The sequence below is a fragment of the Roseovarius sp. S88 genome (genome assembly GCF_037023735.1).
Classification (GTDB): Bacteria; Pseudomonadota; Alphaproteobacteria; order Rhodobacterales; family Rhodobacteraceae; genus Roseovarius; species Roseovarius phycicola.
This window is the reverse complement of sequence record NZ_CP146069.1, coordinates 226,540-243,167: the sequence shown is the minus strand read 5'-3', so window position 1 is coordinate 243,167 and position 16,628 is coordinate 226,540. Positions and strand designations below refer to the sequence as shown.

At 54.4% G+C, this 16,628-nt stretch carries 17 protein-coding genes; 7 read left to right on the top strand and 10 right to left on the bottom strand.

Features of this window, described 5'->3' with window-relative positions; translation table 11 throughout:
* The first annotated feature begins 37 nt into the window (after window positions 1-37).
* From fliF to fliP, 4 genes are read left to right on the top strand one after another with little or no spacing between them, the layout of a single operon-like run.
* A complete protein-coding gene (gene fliF / locus RZ517_RS01175; protein WP_338549666.1) occupies window positions 38-1,669 on the top strand; it encodes a flagellar basal-body MS-ring/collar protein FliF in 1,632 nt (543 codons plus the stop codon).
* Window positions 1,669-2,274, top strand: a complete 606-nt coding sequence (locus RZ517_RS01170) for a flagellar biosynthesis protein (RefSeq protein WP_338549665.1) — start codon at window positions 1,669-1,671, stop codon at window positions 2,272-2,274. The genes fliF and RZ517_RS01170 overlap by 1 nt, the downstream gene beginning before the upstream one ends.
* Window positions 2,274-2,573 carry a FliM/FliN family flagellar motor switch protein gene (locus RZ517_RS01165; RefSeq protein WP_338549664.1) on the top strand — a complete coding sequence of 100 codons (300 nt, stop codon included), beginning with the start codon at window positions 2,274-2,276 and terminating at the stop codon, window positions 2,571-2,573. Before RZ517_RS01170 ends, RZ517_RS01165 begins: the two co-directional genes overlap by 1 nt.
* Window positions 2,570-3,310, top strand: a complete 741-nt coding sequence (fliP, locus tag RZ517_RS01160) for a flagellar type III secretion system pore protein FliP (RefSeq protein WP_338549663.1) — start codon at window positions 2,570-2,572, stop codon at window positions 3,308-3,310. The genes RZ517_RS01165 and fliP overlap by 4 nt, the downstream gene beginning before the upstream one ends.
* A 173-nt stretch (window positions 3,311-3,483) precedes the next feature.
* Here fliP and RZ517_RS01155 read toward each other — a convergent pair whose 3' ends face one another.
* The 10 genes from RZ517_RS01155 to tsaD all read right to left on the bottom strand — a co-directional run bounded on the left by RZ517_RS01155 (window position 3,484) and on the right by tsaD (window position 12,884).
* Window positions 3,484-4,605, bottom strand: a complete 1,122-nt coding sequence (locus RZ517_RS01155; protein ID WP_338549662.1) for a flagellar basal body P-ring protein FlgI — start codon at window positions 4,603-4,605, stop codon at window positions 3,484-3,486.
* Window positions 4,602-5,612 carry a flagellin gene (locus tag RZ517_RS01150; protein ID WP_338549661.1) on the bottom strand — a complete coding sequence of 337 codons (1,011 nt, stop codon included), beginning with the start codon at window positions 5,610-5,612 and terminating at the stop codon, window positions 4,602-4,604. Before RZ517_RS01150 ends, RZ517_RS01155 begins: the two co-directional genes overlap by 4 nt.
* Window positions 5,613-5,614: 2 nt before the next feature.
* Entirely contained in the window at window positions 5,615-7,069 is a 1,455-nt protein-coding gene (gene flgK / locus RZ517_RS01145) for a flagellar hook-associated protein FlgK (protein WP_338549660.1), read from the bottom strand.
* A gap of 39 nt (window positions 7,070-7,108) precedes the next feature.
* Window positions 7,109-8,410 carry a flagellar hook protein FlgE gene (locus tag RZ517_RS01140; protein WP_338549659.1) on the bottom strand — a complete coding sequence of 434 codons (1,302 nt, stop codon included), beginning with the start codon at window positions 8,408-8,410 and terminating at the stop codon, window positions 7,109-7,111.
* 127 nt (window positions 8,411-8,537) lie between these two features.
* A complete protein-coding gene (locus tag RZ517_RS01135; protein WP_338549658.1) occupies window positions 8,538-9,404 on the bottom strand; it encodes a flagellar motor protein MotB in 867 nt (288 codons plus the stop codon).
* Between the two features lie 295 nt (window positions 9,405-9,699).
* Window positions 9,700-10,095 (bottom strand): DUF1761 domain-containing protein, encoded by a 396-nt coding sequence (locus RZ517_RS01130; RefSeq protein ID WP_338549657.1) that lies wholly within the window; start codon window positions 10,093-10,095, stop codon window positions 9,700-9,702.
* A gap of 45 nt (window positions 10,096-10,140) precedes the next feature.
* Complete coding sequence (locus tag RZ517_RS01125; protein WP_338549656.1) at window positions 10,141-10,560, bottom strand: EVE domain-containing protein; 420 nt, start codon at window positions 10,558-10,560, stop codon at window positions 10,141-10,143.
* A gap of 3 nt (window positions 10,561-10,563) precedes the next feature.
* Window positions 10,564-10,833 (bottom strand): YciI family protein, encoded by a 270-nt coding sequence (locus tag RZ517_RS01120; protein WP_338549655.1) that lies wholly within the window; start codon window positions 10,831-10,833, stop codon window positions 10,564-10,566.
* Entirely contained in the window at window positions 10,834-11,793 is a 960-nt protein-coding gene (locus RZ517_RS01115; RefSeq protein WP_338549654.1) for an NAD(P)H-dependent glycerol-3-phosphate dehydrogenase, read from the bottom strand.
* Window positions 11,790-12,884 carry a tRNA (adenosine(37)-N6)-threonylcarbamoyltransferase complex transferase subunit TsaD gene (gene tsaD / locus RZ517_RS01110; protein ID WP_338549653.1) on the bottom strand — a complete coding sequence of 365 codons (1,095 nt, stop codon included), beginning with the start codon at window positions 12,882-12,884 and terminating at the stop codon, window positions 11,790-11,792. The genes RZ517_RS01115 and tsaD overlap by 4 nt, the downstream gene beginning before the upstream one ends.
* A gap of 72 nt (window positions 12,885-12,956) precedes the next feature.
* On the opposite strand from tsaD, the gene RZ517_RS01105 reads away from it, so the two are divergent.
* From RZ517_RS01105 to RZ517_RS01095, 3 genes are all read left to right on the top strand, one after another.
* Window positions 12,957-13,688 carry a uroporphyrinogen-III synthase gene (locus RZ517_RS01105; protein ID WP_338549652.1) on the top strand — a complete coding sequence of 244 codons (732 nt, stop codon included), beginning with the start codon at window positions 12,957-12,959 and terminating at the stop codon, window positions 13,686-13,688.
* A gap of 96 nt (window positions 13,689-13,784) precedes the next feature.
* Window positions 13,785-15,005 carry a COG4223 family protein gene (locus RZ517_RS01100; protein ID WP_338549651.1) on the top strand — a complete coding sequence of 407 codons (1,221 nt, stop codon included), beginning with the start codon at window positions 13,785-13,787 and terminating at the stop codon, window positions 15,003-15,005.
* A gap of 19 nt (window positions 15,006-15,024) precedes the next feature.
* The gene (locus RZ517_RS01095) at window positions 15,025-16,533 is read left to right on the top strand and encodes a heme biosynthesis protein HemY (RefSeq protein ID WP_338549650.1); all 1,509 of its coding nucleotides are present in this window, start codon (window positions 15,025-15,027) and stop codon (window positions 16,531-16,533) included.
* Window positions 16,534-16,628: the final 95 nt, after the last annotated feature.

Below are 16,628 nucleotides of genomic sequence, written 5' to 3'. Positions count from 1 at the left end.
CGCTTTGGCAGAATGCCGATGATCAGGAGTCAATAAGTTGCAACAGTTCCTAGATGTCTGGACGGCCCTGGATGCGCGGCGACGTGTTGTTGTGTCTCTGGCAACAATTGGCATGTTTGCTGCCATTCTTGCACTGACCAAAGTGGTCTCCAATCCCAGCTTGACCTTGTTGTATGCCGGGCTTGATAGCGGTGCGGCGGGCGAAGTCATCCAATCCCTGGAACAACGTGGGATCACGTATGACGTGAAAGGCGGAGCCATCTACGTCGATGCGGCGCGGCGCGATGAATTGCGCATGACGCTCGCAAGCGAAGGACTACCTGCAAACTCTACGTCTGGATACGAACTTTTGGATAGTCTGTCAGGGTTTGGCACGACATCACAGATGTTTGACGCTGCATATTGGCGCGCAAAAGAAGGTGAGCTGGCCAGAACGATTTTGACGCATCCGTCCGTGTCATCTGCTCGTGTTCACATCGCGAACAAGGGCTCAAATCCGTTTCAGCGCGATGTGAAACCCACTGCGTCCTTGTCCATCAGAACAACTGGTGCAGGGCTTTCCGGGCAACACGCACGTGCGTTAAAATTCCTCATCGCCTCCGCAGTACCCGGGCTTGTCCCAGAGGATGTCTCTGTGATTGACGGCGATGGTGGTCTGATTGGACGTGCAGATGACTCGCGTTCGAATTCGACGGATGAAAAAGCGGAACTGCTCAGAGCACGCGTTCAACGACTGCTAGAGGCCCGTGTTGGTCTTGGCAATGCCGTTGTGGAGGTCAGCGTTGAAAATGTCACCAAGAGCGAATCTCTGAGAGAAACTGTCATTGACCCCGGAAGCCGGGTAGCCATCAGCACAGATACCGAAGAGCTTTCTAACTCCTCAGCAGATCAAGGTACGTCAGACGTCACCGTTGCTTCTAACTTACCCAACGGGGACGCGGGCAACGCGGATTCCTCCTCCAGCGAAACCAGCGAGACGCGCGAAAGAATAAACTACGAAGTGTCCCAGACAGAACGACAGGTGACACTGAGCCCGGGCGCGATCAAACGTCTAACGGTGGCAGTTTTGTTAAACGGGATTTCCACAACAGATGCACAAGGGATTGAGCAATTTGAGGACCGGACCGAGGAAGAGCTTGGCGCCTTGCAAGAACTTGTCGCATCTGCGGTAGGCTTTGACGAAGCGCGTGGCGATGTGATCACTGTGAAGACAATGCAATTTGAGGTGATACCTGAGCAGGGAACCAACGCACAGTTTTCCTTGCTGTCGCATTTCGCAATGGATTGGGTTGCATTGATCAAATCCGCCATTCTTGGTCTTGTTTCGCTCGTGTTGGGCTTGTTTGTTGTCAAGCCATTGCTGTCGCACCCCGCAACCAACGCGGCACCGCTTCTGGAAGCCGCTTCTCAGAATCTGGCTGAACCCAGTTTGAGCAACGCTCCGTCGCTTGTCGGAGAAATCGACAACGGAGATGTACCCGCTGATTCCATGACACTTGTGTCTTCCGTTGGCGATAGTGGAGGTTTTCTGGGCGCAGGCAATTTGCCAAGCCTTCAGGGCCAGTCCGAAGATCCGGTTGATCGATTGCGTCTGATGATCGGCGAGCGCCAGGACGAAACTGTCGAAATTCTTCGAAATTGGCTCGAAGGCGAAGAGGAACGTGCCTGATGTCTCTTTCGGAGTTGCTAGAAGACTTCAGCGCTGTTGCCAGTGGGCGCATGCTGGAAATGTCGGACGTTTTGCTCGAGGAAGAGAAACTTACCGCGTTTGAAAAAGGGTACCAAGCGGGTTGGGACGATTCTAATTCTGCGCGAAACGAGGAGCATGTGTCCAACTCTTCCGAGCTATTGGACGCTTTACAGGACATGTCGCGTAGACTTGGCGAAAGCCAAATTGATGTTTTGCGCCAGATGAAGCCGCTGTTGGGGTCACTTGTCAAAACTCTGCTTCCGGTCATCGCGCGAAAAACACTGGCGCCGAAGATTGCTGAAATACTGTATGATTTGCTAGAGACGCATGGGCACCAACCAATCCAAATCTTCTGCGCGGCACACCATTTGGAGGATCTTCAAACTTCTCTGATGGTTCATTCCAACGTGCCGATATCCATTTCTGAAGACCCCCAGCTTGTCGCCGGACAAGTCCGCATAAATCTTGGCACCGTGGAAGAGAGGGAACTGGATTTCAAGTCCGTAATTGATGGTATCGGCGAGGTGATCGAGTCCTTTTTTGAAGCTAATGCCGTCGAAGTCAAAGCAAAGGATGTCGCCTAATGCCAGAAGACTCAGATACACCTGAACGCAGCGAGGTTGAGACCCGAAACCCGTTTTCCGTGGTACCGATCGAGATCACGATATCCGTCGGAAAGGCGCGACCCCTTATTCGCGATCTGCTGAAGATGGGTAAGAACACTGTCTTGCCTTTGGACAAGCGCGTTGACGACGCAGTCGAGCTCTATGTCGGTGAACGGCTGATTGCACGCGGCGAACTGGAAGAGATGCAGGGTGAAAACCTTGGCCAGCTATCGGTACGTCTGACCGAAGTCGCGGATCTTCAAGACGGTTTGGGATGACGCTTATCTACCGTCTTGCGGCTCTGGCCTTTGCCTTGCTCGTCACATGGACCGTCACTCCAGCCTTCGCTCAAGACCTTTCGATTTCTCTTGGAGAAAGTCAGTCGATCTCGGCAAGAGCAATTCAAATCCTTATTCTTGTGACAGTTCTGAGCCTCGCTCCGGGCTTGGCGATCATGATCACGTGTTTTCCCTTCATGGTCACTGTTCTTGCCATATTGAGACAGGGGATAGGACTTCAACAATCGCCACCCAACATGCTCCTTATTAGTTTGGCCTTGTTTCTCACGTACTTCGTGATGGAACCGGTTTTCCAGGATGCGTGGTCAAACGGAATAGAGCCACTATTGCAAGAAGAAGTGACAACCGAAGAGGGCGTTCGTTTGGCACTTGACCCTTTCCAGGTGTTCATGGCTTCGCGGGTCGATGAAGACACATTTGCTACTATGGCTTCGCTGCGACCAGAATTTGATAGCACACCTGACGCGTCCTCTGCGCCTCTGTCTGTGTTGATCCCAAGCTTTATGCTGTCGGAAATTTCGCGCGCCTTTCAGGTTGGCTTCCTGCTGTTTCTTCCGTTTCTGATCATAGATCTTGTGGTTGCAGCGGTTTTGATGTCGATGGGAATGATGATGGTGCCACCCGCAATCGTCTCGCTGCCTTTCAAACTGGCGTTCTTTGTGATTGCTGATGGCTGGACGCTGGTGGCGGATGGCCTGGTTCGGGGATACTTCTAGCCGACGCGTGCCGAGACCAAACTTGTCCTGCTCAAAATCCCAAAGTCTCAGGTTCGGCAGTGCGTCAAACCATTGCGCAGCGCGACGTTCAAACCGTGATGTAGGGTAAGCTCCAGTGATTTTGCGTTACAACTTTGGTTTGCAAGGCTCCAACCAGGGTTGCGAGGCGGTTTTCAGCGCACAACGAATTCTGCATGCAGCGCGCCCGCGGCTTTAATGCTTTTTAGAATATCGATCATGTCTCGGGGGGAGACGCCCAGCGCATTCAATCCAGCGATCACTTCCGACAGTGACGTTCCGGGTCGCACCTCTGCTAGCCCAATTCCTGGTTCTTCTTCGATCTCAGCATTTGTACGTGGCACGACGACCGTTTCTCCTTGGGCAAACGGGTTGGGTTGAACCACCAGTGGCGACTCTTCGACACGCAACGTCAAGTTGCCCTGGGACACCGCGACCCGCGAAATCCTGACATCTTCGCCCATAACAATTGTGCCCGACCGCTGATCCACAACAACGCGCGCGCGACGTTCTGGTTCGACGAGAAGATTTTCAATCCGACTCAAGGCATGCGCCGTCGAGCGTTCGCGCGTTGCCGCGATATCAATTCTCACAGTTCCAGGATCCAGCATCAGTGCCACAGGGCGTCCAAACTCTGCGTTAATCGTCAGTTCAATACGGCTCGCAGTCGTGAAATCTGGCTCTCTGAGAGCCAGTCTCATCGTCTGAAGGGTTGAAAGTTCGAAATCAATCTCTCTTTCGATACGCGCGCCTGACGGAATAACGCCAGCCGTTGGAACTCCCTGCACCACGGCACCGGCGTCTCCTTCTGCAGCGGCACCCCCTGCAATGACCGTGCCTTGGGCAACCGCATATATTTCGCCGTCCGCGGCGTTCAATGGCGTCATGACAAGCGTACCGCCCAATAAGCTCTTAGCGTCGCCAATTGCTGAAACCGTCACATCAATTTGGGAGCCTGTTCGCGAAAAAGGAGGAATGCTGGCGGTGACAAATACAGCTGCCACGTTTTTTGGCCGAAATTGCTCACCGGTGACATTGACGCCCAAACGCTCAAGAATGTTGGACATAATTTCTTCGGTAAATGGTGCATTTCGAATGCCGTCCCCGGACCCATTCAACCCAACGACAAGCCCGTACCCGACTAAATCGTTTCCGCGCACACCATCGAACTCGACGAGATCCTTGAGCCTTATGGGGCTTGCATGAGCGGGCGCATGTGCGGTGATACCACAGACAAGTGTGCAGATCAGGACCAGGAAATTGGTAACAAAAGTCATGAGAGGAAATTTACCAGACTAAGGCGGAACGACCGCGACGTAATCGTGTAGAGGGTTTCAAGTTGGTTTTGCACGGCTTCAAGGTCTGTCGCTGTTTGAAAGGGATCGACGCCCAACAGCGCGTCACGGCCAAGCTCAACCGCTTGCGTTTCGACAGCGGTGCGGGTGACGGCAGCTTCAATGCGTTGTTCTGCGTAGCCCAAAGTCGCGCGCAGACCCGTGATCTGGCTCTGGTTCGAAAGCGCGAGTTCTGCCAAGTCTTTCGTCAGTTTCTGTTGCTCAGACGGGCTCAACGACCCGGATAAATCATCGAGCATCGCCGAGAGCGCGACCGCCTTCAGATTGGCTCGAAAAACCGGATCATCAGCACGGGTATCCAATGCAACAAAGTCGCCCGAGCCCAGCGAAATTGGAGAAAGATTCTCCGTCGCTCCCAAATACACATCCGTTTCAAACCCGCCGCCCAGGGTTTCGAAATAGGTATCTGCCGCCGAAAGAACATCGGCTGCGCTCAACGCTCCTGAAACTGCAGCGGCTAGGCCCGTAAGAAGTGTATCTGGATCAGCGACCGGAGAGACATCAACCGTCGTTCCAGAAAACAAAGCCCGACCGGCAATCGAGGTGTTCAACGATGAAACAATACTTCCCAATGATGCCTTGGCCTCACCGGCCAGTGCGGCCACATTCACTGCAGAAATCGATACAGAGGCCACCGCAAGATCTTCGGCGAGGCTTGCTGTTTTGTCTTGGATGTTTTCCAGAGATTTTTGCATTGCGCCGGTTTGCGACTGCAACTCTGCCACCACATATTTCTGACTGTTGAGAATTCTGCTCTCATGTTCCAAATCTGCGAGCGGCGCAAGTCTGGCGGACAAATGATCGGACACGTCTGCCGCCTGGCCGCTCGACAATTCTTGCGTTAAACGCTCCAGGTTTTGCTTCAGGAAGGTATTTTGACGACGCAGCACGAAGTTTCTGCTCAAATCGCCCAAAGTAAAGTCAACCATGGCTAAATCCTCAGCAATGTGTCTAGCAAGTCTTCAACAGTCTGAATCATCCGCGCGTTTGCGCCATAGGCCTGTTCGATCAACAGAAGACGCTGGAGTTCAGCGTCCGAGTCCACGCCATTTTGAAGTTCGATTTCGACCAAACTCGCTTGCTGAGCCGTTGCAAAACTCAGGTTTTCTTCGACGGTAAGGCGGTCATGCGACACTTTTGAAACCAGTGATGCGATATGCCCGTCCAACGACCGCTGCGTTGCGCCAAGCCCTCCTGATGCCATCGCGTTGAAGTCGGTCAATGCATCTTTGAAAGCGTTAAGCAAGCTGCCATTGCCTGCTGGCCCAGCCGCCAAAGCGCCCAGTCCATCTCGGATACGCCAAAGATCGCCGCCTTTTTCAGGATCGACTGCAGCGTTGACTGAAATGCGGCCCGCCAAGCCGACCTCATTGCTGGCGACAAAGAAAGCTCCGCCATCCGTAAACAATCCTGGATCTGATGGCATTGCAGTCGGGTCCAGAGCCGGTTGTTGAAACCGTTCAATCAAATTGCGCGCGATCGCATCGATCTCCGATTGAGCAGCAACAGACAATTCATCACGAACTTCGAACAGGGCTGAAAGCCGACCACCCGAAACGGGGCTTCGGTCGCCAGATGCTGCCACGGTAACACCGTTAACTTCCAGGCTGGAAATCAATCCGTTTTCGACAGTCATGTGTGGTTCGATCAAATTCGAAGCGGTAAAGGAAAAAGTGGCGGGTTTTCCATCCACCAATACGGCTCCGCCAGGTGTGTAAATGGCCACTGTCCCGTTGCGCCTTTCGGTCAACCGCACTGGGATGTACTCGGCCAAGGCATCAATCGCACTTTGCCTTTCGTCTTGCAGGGAAGCGTTTGGATGCCCCGCGTTATTTGCGTTTGCTATTTGCGCATTCAGGTTTTGTATCTGTTCAAGTTTGGTGTTGATAAAGCCAACCGCTTGTTCGATCTGCTCATCGGTCCGAACGCGCTCCAATTGAATATGATCTGAGATGGTGTTGAGCTTTTCTCCGAGCTGCCCAGCGCGCAATGCGATATCTGCTAAGCGAATATTGTCTTCGGGCGTTGCGCTTGCTGCCACGAATGCGGCTTCCAATCTGGCAAAGCGGTCGCTCAGAGAACCCGTTTGACCAGGGATACCGATTTCCGCTTCGAGATTTGTTGAAAAACCAGCCAAAGGTTCGGCATATGCCATGTTGCTGTCGGCGAGACGTCTTTCGTTCAACAAAACCGTGTCGACATTGCGCGTGACGGATCCGATGGACACACCGCCGCCATGCCCATCGCTCCGCGTTGTGAGCTCAATAGCGCGGGGTGCATATCCCTCGGTCAGAACATTTGCCAAGTTGTTTGACACCACTCCGGCGGACCGAGAACTGGCAGCCAGACCAGATAGAGCGTTGGATAATGCCGATGAAATGCTCATCTCTTCACCTCCCTTTGCTTGGGTGCTTCGATCAAATCATCAACGCTTGATATTGGTGGTTTCCTGAAGCATCTCATCAACGGTTTGAATGACTTTGGCGTTCGAGGAATACGCGCGTTGCGTCTGGATCATGTCAGTGAGTTCGCCAGCGACATCTGTGGCCGACTCTTCACGAGCAAATGAAACCACATCGCCTGTCGGCCCGTCCCCGGCATCCCATAGGAAGAAGGACCCACTATCGGGTGACGGCAAATATGTCTGTTGATCCATCGCAACCATTCCATTCGGGTTCGGCAGATCCACCAACGGCACCTGATAAATGATCCGCGTGATGCCCGTGTCGAAGGAGGCATGGACAAAACCGTTTTCGTCGACCTCAGCCGCAATCATATTGCCAACCGGTGAGCCATCTTTGGAAATGGAAAGCGGCGCAAAACTATCTGACAACTGAGTCAATCCGTTGGACGCGCCAAGATTGCCGATATTGATCTCCATTGGCCCGCCATCGACGTTAACCAAAATCGTGCCATCGGTCGCGTTATATGCTCCACCAGATGTCGTCGTGACATTCTGCAGCGTCCCGCCGGAAGTTCGGGAATCGTCAAAAGTCAGAACATACTCGCCAATCACCGCACCTGATTGCGCGGAATCCGTGAGTGTCATGGTCCATTCGTTGCTGGATCCCGTTGCGGGGATTGTCGGCGTAAATGCAATCAGGATGTTTTCTGATTTACCCAGGTTGTCATAGTATTCGATCGAAAGTTGCTGTGGGTCACCAGGTGCAGTGGATTCTGTTTCCGTCGCCGGAAGATTGACGCCAAGGTCAAGTCGCGTTGTCGGCTCACCAGTCAGTTGGTTGACATTGATTTGGACCGGTTGCAGCCCATCGCTTGTGTCACGTGGGAATTCGGGAACAGTACCATCAGGATTTGCCGGCCAACCCAACAGAACCAGCCCCGACTCTGTTACCAGGCGCCCGTCAGCGTCCGTTCGAAATGATCCTGTAGTGGTTAAAAACATCTGGTGAGAACCATTCCCGACCTCAACCTCACTAGACAAAGCGACAGGCAACATACCACGACCACGAACCGCGAGGTCAGTTGCGTTGGCAGTTGACACAAGCGAACCGCTTTCATCGATCAACCGTTGCGTGCTCGACCGCACGCCACCGGCAGAGTAGCTGCCGCCGCTCGATGAAATAACCATGGATTGGAAATCCGCCTCGACCCTTTTGTACCCATAGGTTGCCGAATTTGCGATATTGTCAGAAATCGCGGCGAGCCTCGTTGCATTTGCCCCCAGGCCTGCAACACTTGCATTCAAAGCGGAAGAAATTGTCATGGATACGCCTTTCTGCTGTACCAACTACTATTTGGACGCAGGTTTAAGGCGCGAGGTTTAACAGTGCGCTAACAGATAAAATTCACCTTACTTCCTTCCCAGATGCAGTAACTTGCAGCGAGGCGTCTTAGTCCCGCAACAGGATGACCTCGAGGCGATTGTTGCGAAAAGACATTTTGTTCGAAACAGCGGGTTCTCGGTCCGCGTGCCCCGTCACGCGCCTTATCCTGTCTATGGATACACCGTCCAATTCCAGCATCTGCCGCACTCGGTCCGCGCGCGATATGGATACATCCCAGACTGGGTTGTTCTTTTGTACGATGGGTACGGAACGCATGTGTCCTTCGATGGCAATGTCGTTCTCGACAAGTTGCGCCGCGGCAGCGATTAACGTGACAATGTCTTGCAAGAGCTTTGTCTCCTGATCGGAACTGCCGATGAACAGATGCGCGTTCTTCCTGTCAAAAACCTCTATGATCAGACCTTCATCCGTGACGCGCGTGACGATGTGCCGACGCGTTTCCTTGGACACAGAGTTCTCACCACTGTGGCCCGCCAGAATGGCTTCGACATCTTTTTGTGCTTGAACCATTTGATCTTGTTGATCTGCATCCTGCGCGTCGGGACCAGACTCTTCATCGCTCACACCCATTTCGCCCCGCGCTTGCTGCGCTTCTGTCGGACGCATATGCGTTGCACCTGTTCCGTTCTGTGGAAGAACAACTTCGGAGAAAACGCTTTCACCTCCAAAATCGCCATCACCGCCGCCAGACACGCGGCTAATCGGCACCGTCGGACTAAAATAGTCCGCAATACCTTTTCTCTGCTTTTCTGTCGTCGCATTCAGAAGCCACATCAACAGGAAAAACGCCATCATGGCCGTTACAAAGTCAGCGTAGGCAACTTTCCAGGCACCACCATGATGCCCACCACCGCCGGTCACTTTTTTCCGTTTGATGATGACTGGTGCAGCGTTTTCGCCGGAACCACTCATTTCACCACCTATTTCTCACACCCGTGGAAATGGTTAGCAAACGAAGATTACCGAGGTCTTAAAACAACCGCCGTGCCACATCTTTTCTGCGCTCGTAAGTTATTGTAAATTTGAACAAAGTTTACGACATTGAGCTTTTGGTATTTGAGCGACATTAGTGTATAAACAAATTGCAAGGTCAGTAGGCCGAGACCAATTCTTAGTCACGTGTGGTGTGTAGGGAGCACGTGGGGAAAAGGAGGGTGTCGGATCGTCCCACTGACATCCTCCTTTATGTTTTTTGGTATCGTAGTTCTCAAAAGAGCGTGAGAACCAGTCCGATGACTGCGCAGCCGAATGTTGCGTATCCGCCGTCAATCAAAATGAGACGGAATGGGCGGCCTGCGAAGGTATTGTTGATCATGATCCAGGGGCTTGCCAAAAACAAACCTATCCCAAGGCCAGACACAATTCCTTTTCCAACTGTGTCGATGCTGCTCAATTCAAAAATATGTCGCATCATGCCTGCCACGAGGACGGCAGCGACAAATGCCAGAATGTAAGGAACTGGATTACCGCTGTTTTCCGGCCGTCCATCGGGGCCTTTGGCAACACCCGCCGCTTCCATCCAGGGATTGGCCAGTGTCATGTACCACACAGTGCCAAACGCATAACTGGCCACCGCTGCGACCAAGACGTTTACAATCTCCATTTTGTCCCTCCATGTTTTTGTCCCGCAACGTTCGTTTTTTCACCGCTACTTGGATATACCGCCCAAACCACACACGATGTCCCATTCATCATGTGCAACAGGTTGGACAGACAGTCTTGAGTTCTTCACAAGAACCATGTTTCCCAGCCTCGGTTCAGACTTGATCATGTCCAAAGTCACAGGCGTCTTGACGGACCACAGGGCCTTGATGTCTACGCATTCCCATCTGTCGTCATCAGTTGTGCTATCCGGGTGGGCCTCGGCGATCACCTCCACCACGCCAACAATCGCCTTTTCCGTCTGACTGTGATAGAAAAAGCCTCGGTCGCCAACTTTCATTTCTCGCATGAAATTGCGCGCCTGATAATTGCGCACACCATCCCATTCTTCGCCTTCGTCGGCTTTTGCAACTTGCTGATCCCAGCTCCATGTTGAGGGTTCCGATTTGAAGAGCCAATAGCGCATGTGTCAGATCACCTTGTTCCAAGGAATGAGGTCTACGCTTTGGAACAATCCGGCCAACGCATATGGATCAGATGCGGCCCACGCTTCGGCGTCTGACATGTCATCAACTTCAAGCACGATCAAAGACCCAACCATGTCTCCGTTGGTATCCAAGAGTGGGCCGGCCTGTGACACCAAGTTGGAGGACTTGAGATAAGCGATATGTGCATCGCGATTGTCCAACCGGGTTTGCAGGGCGTCGGGCTTATCACGAGCGATCAAGGCAACGAGCATCTATTCTTCCTTTAGTGGTCTGGACAATAGCATATCCATTGCGTCCCGGACCTTCAATTTGCCTTCGACCAATCCGCAGACGGCTGCGGTGACAGGCAAGTCAAGGTCTTGCTCTCGGGCAAGCTGGGTCATGGCACGCGCTGTCGCGGCGCCTTCGACAGTGACAGTCTTGTCGAAGATGTCGCCGCGACCGATGCTTTGCCCGTACATGTAGTTTCGTGACTGCTCTGACGTGCAGGTCAGAACCAGGTCGCCAAATCCTGACAGACCGGACAACGTGTCCCGTCGCGCGCCACGCGCAGTGGCCACGCGCACGATTTCGGCGAACCCACGGGTCATGAGAGCCGAACGCGCGCTTTCGCCCAACCCTGCGCCGATCACAGCGCCACAACCGATGGCCAGCACATTCTTCAGGGCCCCGCCAAACTCTGCACCGATCACATCCGTGCTGCGATAGACCCGAATATTGGGCGTGGTGAGCCGCGCTTGCATGTGTTCGCCCGCGTCCTCATTTGCGCAGGCCAATGTCAATGCGGTTGGAAGCCCACGCGCCACGTCAGCCGCGAAAGACGGCCCTGTTAGTATGGCCTCAAGCCCATCTGACCTCAGATCCGAGATCACCTCCGTCGGGCTCAGCCCGGTGCCGAGTTCCATTCCCTTACAGCAAGCGATCAACGGTCCATTGCCAAGCGCGTCAATATGCTGTTCCAGAAAACCTCGTAGTTTCTGCGTCGGCACAGCCAGTAAGGTCAGATCATCGTCGTTTGCCGCGGGCATCGTGGATGTCACGGTCAATGCGTCCGGCAACGTGACACCTGGCAGTCGCTTGGAATTTTCGCGTTTGTCTTGAACGCTTTGCGCCTGCATCTCGTCGCGAAGCCAAAGAGTCACGGGTCCGTTTTGCGCAAGAGACACGGCCAAGGCTGTGCCATATGCGCCAGCACCCAACACACGGATCATGCTTTTGCGCCCTTTTTGCCGCCGCCCAGCAGGCTCGCGCTAGTTGTATCCAACGGCCAGCGCGGACGGGCACTTAACGTCATGTCGCTCCTCATACCAGTTTGAAACTGTTCGCCTCCCGCATAGGCAATCATCGCTGCATTGTCCGTACAAAGCGCGAGTGGTGGCGCAAGGAACGCGGCACCAAATGCACTTGAAACCGTCTCCAGCTTGGCTCGGATTTTTGCGTTGGACGCCACGCCACCAGCAACCGAAAACGCGGGGTTTTTCCCAAGCTCTGTCTTAACTTCTTGCAGGGCTCGGCGTGTTTTTTCAGCCAAAACATCTGCAACAGCGTCTTGAAACCCTGCGCAAATATCTGACCGATCCTGATCGGTCAGGCCACCCTTGTCCGCCACTATTGAATCTCGCGTTCGGATCACCGCAGTTTTCAAACCTGAAAACGACATATCACTCCCAGGTCGATCCAACAGCGGGCGCGGAAAGGTAAACCGTTTTACATGGCCCTTCATCGCTTCATGTTCCACTGATGGGCCTCCAGGTTGGGCCAAACCCAAAATGCGGGCTGTCTTGTCAAAGGCTTCTCCGGGCGCATCATCTATTGTCCCGCCGATACGGCGGAACGTCCTGCAATCACTGACCAACAAAAGCTGACAATGACCACCTGACACCAAAAGCATGACATAAGGATAAGAAACCTGATCCGTCAGGCGCGGTGTCAGGGCATGACCCGCCAAATGGTTGACGCCGATCAAAGGAATGCCCGTTCCCGCAGAAAGGCCCTTTGCACACATCACACCTGACAATACACCACCGATGAGACCTGGTCCCGCGGTCACAGCAATGGCGTCGACTTCGCTCAGGCGTTTGTTGGCCTCGGCCAGAGCCTCTTCTACGCAAATGTCGAGCTGTTCAACATGCGCGCGTGCGGCAATTTCTGGCACAACGCCACCAAAGACTGCGTGCAAATTATTTTGGCCCTTCACAACTGAGGACAAAATGTCAGCGCCACTCGTCCTGAGCCGGACAACAGCTGCGGCGGTGTCGTCGCAACTGCTTTCGATTCCAAGCACGGTCAAGGCGTCTGTCATGTTCATGTCCGTTGCACCACAGCTCTGGGGCAGGTAACACCTGATGGGCGGTCAAACAACTCTGGAACGGCAATGATCCCAACGATCCTGATTACGCGACCATTGGATGCCGCCAAGGATTTTGAGCGCCTTTTGTATACAAAACTCGGGGCAGACATTCCTTGCGTTGTTTCCCCGTTGCTCGATATTCGGCACCTGTCACCCAAGATCGATGTCCGCGATGTTCAAACCGTCTTCTTTACATCTGCGCATGCTGTTCGCGCCTTTGCCAAGCTGACAGCTGAACGAGGTTTCGTATGTTACGTGGTCGGTTCGGCAACTGGCGAAGCTGCGCATTCGGCAGGGTTCGACCCCATCGAGGGCGGTGGGTCCGCTGAATCGCTTGCGAAACGACTCCTCAAAGATCATCTGAAAGGGACAATTCTCTATCCGCGCGGAACACACGTGGCGTTTGATTTTGCAAGCGCCTTGGCACCCAGCGAAGCCGATTTCCGGCAAGAGATTGTATATGATCAGTGCGCGACCGCTCTTTCTTCCCAAGCCCAAGAGATACTTTCAGGCACATATGGGGTTGTCTTGCCTTTATTTTCCCCGCGCAGTGCTACGTTGTTTTTTGATAACAACAGTTGGAATGGACCACTGTTCGTGGGTGCCATGAGTGACAAAGTTGCGCGCACGGTTCCGGTTGCCGACGTCGCAAAGCTATCGGTCGCAGAGGCCCCGACGACAGATGCGATGCTCAATCTGGTGGAGCGGCTTTGGGCCGATGCCAATCACCTTGAGGGCAATTCCTCTGCGAAGTAATGTCTTTAGAGGGCATTGGTGCTTTTAGATTCGAGAAAGGCTGCTGACGTGGCGAAAAAGAAGACGTCCAGATCAACAAAACTAGCAGCGAAGAATGTGGTCGACCCACAAACCACGCAAGACGCTTCAAATGTATCGGACGAATCTGCCAGCGGAACACAAGATCCAATCATCGAAAACAACCTAAAGTCGGAAGAGGCGTCTGCTTCGGGCGATATTGGCACGGACGCTGACATAGGCGCTGGTTCCAATGCAGATGAACCCGAAACATCCGTAGAGGAGAAACCGCAGGAAGAAGACACGCCGGTTAAACCGCAAGAACCAACCACCGCGCACCAGGAGACCGAAAGTTCATTTCTACCAATGGCTCTGGGTGGGGTTGCTGCAGGCGCGATTGGGTTCGCAGCCGCGTTTTTCGGACTTGCGCAGCAGCCAGATACTGACGGGGCAGCCTTGTCCCAGAAAATCCAACAGATAGAGACCTCGGTTGGCGAACAGGGCGAGACTGTGAACGCACTAACTGAAAAACTGGATGATGTGAGCGCACCTGACTTCTCATCTTTTGAAGGGCGTCTTGACGAAGTCCAGTCTGCCTTAAGTGGGCTTTTGACCCGTCTCGAAACTACTGAGGCCACATTGAATGCGATCGACACTCGGCTCACCACTTTAGAAAAACGGCCCGTCACCGAAGGCGCATCACAAGAAGCCGTAGCCGCCTATGAAAGAGAATTGGAGGCGGCCGCCGCAGACATTGCGCAGCAACGTGCAGACCTGGAGTCGCTGATTGCCAGTGCAATAGACACAGAAGATGCAGCGGAAGAGGCGTCAAAAGCGGCGATGCGACGTGCCAGTATCAGTCGTGTATTGTCGGCGCTTGAAAGTGGAGCGCCCTTCGACGGAGCGCTGGCCGACCTGCGTGAGGCAGGCGCAGACGTACCTGACGTTTTGAGCGAGGTTGCAGGAACAGGTGTGACACCGTTTTCAGAGCTTCAGCAATCTTTCCCAGAGGCCGCCCGGGCCGCGCTTGCTATCGCACGCGCGACCGAAGGTGCAGCTGAGGGGTCTGGCGGTCTCACGGGCTTCCTGCGCACGCAACTTGGTGCCAGGTCACTTGAACCACGTGAAGGCAATGACGCGGACGCTATCCTCTCAAGAGCAGAGGCCGCGACGCGCGATGGAAGGCTCTCGGACGCCTTGTCCGAAATAGACGCGCTGCCAGATGACGCGAAGGCAGAATTTTCGGCTTGGTCTGCTCAGGCAACAGAGCGATTGAATGCTTTGCGTGCCGCGCAAGACCTGAGCGAAGCATTGAAGTAGTGGACGGGGGCGAAGTGTAATGTTGTGGTCTGTGATCAAGATTGTCCTCTTCCTCTGCCTGGTGGTGGCGGCGAGTTTCGGCGCAATATTCCTGCTGGAACTTGAGGGCGGCGTCCGTGTCGTCATGGCAGGGCAGGAGTTTAATCTGACGCCTCTGATGGCCGTCATTGCGCTTGTTGTGCTCGTCATCGCGATCTGGTTGCTGCTCAAACTGGCTTCTTTGCTGGTCGCTGTGGTCCGGTTCATCAATGGGGACGAGACCGCACTGTCGCGTTATTTTGATCGCAACCGTCAGGAAAAAGGGTACCGCGCCTTGTCCGAGGGCCTCGTGGCGCTGGCGTCTGGCGAGGGCGATGTGGCGATGGCCAAGGCAAACCGCGCCGAGAAGTACTTGCGCAAACCGGCTTTGACCAACCTGATCACAGCGCAAGCCGCTGAGATGTCCGGCAATCGCCGTAAGGCCGAGGAGGTCTATAAGCGGTTGTTGACCAATGAGAAGACCCGCTTCGTCGGCGTGCGTGGGATCATGCGGCAGAAGCTGGCAGATGGGGACACTGACACGGCACTGAAACTGGCGCAAACGGCGTTTGGCCTAAAGCCCAAGCACGAAGAAATCCAGGACACACTCTTACAGCTTCAGGCGCAAACCGAAGACTGGAAAGGCGCGCGTGAGACGCTCAATGCCAAGCTAAAATCCGGGAACCTGCCACGCGATGTACATCGCCGCCGCGATGCGGTGCTGGCTTTGTCAGAAGCCAAAGGCATCCTGGAAGAGGGCAGCAGTATCGAGGCGCGTGAGGCGAGCATTGAGGCCAACCGCCTGTCTCCTGATCTGGTCCCCGCCGCAGTTCTTGCAGCGCGGGGGTATCTTGAACAAGGTAACAAACGCAACGCGGGCAGAGTGATCCGCAAAGCGTGGAGTGCGCAGCCGCATCCGGACTTGGCGGCGGTGTTTGCGGAGATGGAATCGGAGGAGACTCCGGAGGCTCGGATCAAGCGGTTTGGGAAGTTGCTCAAGCAGCATCCGGAGAACCGGGAGACCAAGCTGATTGAGGCAGAGCTGCATCTCGCGGCGGAGGATTTTCCGGCGGCGCGGCGGGCTTTGGGGGACCTGGCAGAGGTGGAGCCGGACGCCCGGTCGCTGACCATCATGGCCGCGATTGAGCGGGGAGAAGGGGCGCCGGACAGCGTTGTGAAGGGCTGGCTGGCGCGGGCTTTGACGGCACCGCGCGGGCCGCAATGGGTCTGTGATAACTGTCAGCACATCCACGCAGAATGGGTCCCAGCCTGTGAAAACTGTCAGTCATTTGATACACTTAGCTGGCATGCGCCACCGGCCACGACGCTGACGTCAAGCACCGGGCTTGAGATGCTGCCGCTGATCGTGGGGGCCATCGAGGATAAGTACGAAGAGCCAGAAGAGGTGGCCGAGGCCGAGGTGGTGGAAGACGAGGCGGCCATGGATGAGCCGGAGATCGTCGAGGCGGAAATCGTCGACGAAGAGCGCAAAGAGCCAACCTCTACCTGACCTATCCCAACATCTAACACGCTGCGCGCGGCGGTCCCGACCGCCGTGCAACATCGCATGCGTGCGACTCAGGGTTAACGCCCGTAAAACAAGGG